1 pseudogene is annotated in these 418 nt (G+C 61.7%); it reads right to left on the bottom strand.

The window, feature by feature from the left end:
• A pseudogene (locus tag NE591_RS12740) lies at positions 1-195 on the bottom strand (vacuolar transporter); the annotation flags it as partial.
• Between the last annotated feature and the right edge of the window lie 223 nt (positions 196-418).

The following is a 418-nucleotide window of genomic DNA, read 5'->3' as shown; positions in this document are numbered from 1 at the left end:
ATAGAGCGGCTTTTCCACCGAACGGGCGTTCATGGCGCGCTCGGGCGTGTCCAGATACAAAATTTTGATGCGGGTGCGACCGTAATCATCAACAGCCATGAGGCGCTCCGCCGCCGCTTCCACAGCCGCACGCTCGGCCACGTCGATGCGGTATTTCTTCTCCACGCGCTTGAACACGCTGTTGTAGGCGGTCACGGATACTCCTTCCTCGCTGGCCGCGGATCCTGATTCACGCCGGTCCGCGAAACCTGGATCCCTCGCGAGCCGGCCCCAACAATAAGGGGACTTCCTGAAAACCGCCTGAAGCAGCCAATTCCTTTCAGGTTGCCTTCAGGTGGGCCGTTTCAATGAACCTGGGCGCTCCATGGGGCCGCAACGGTCCCGGCGCGCACCGCGAAATACCGCAACGAGGCCCGAG

Origin of the sequence: Adlercreutzia sp. DFI.6.23, assembly GCF_024462535.1 — a bacterium.
Classification (GTDB): domain Bacteria; phylum Actinomycetota; class Coriobacteriia; order Coriobacteriales; family Eggerthellaceae; genus Adlercreutzia; species Adlercreutzia rubneri.
Note: the sequence above shows the minus strand (reverse complement) of the source record. Positions and strands in the feature narration are given on the sequence as shown.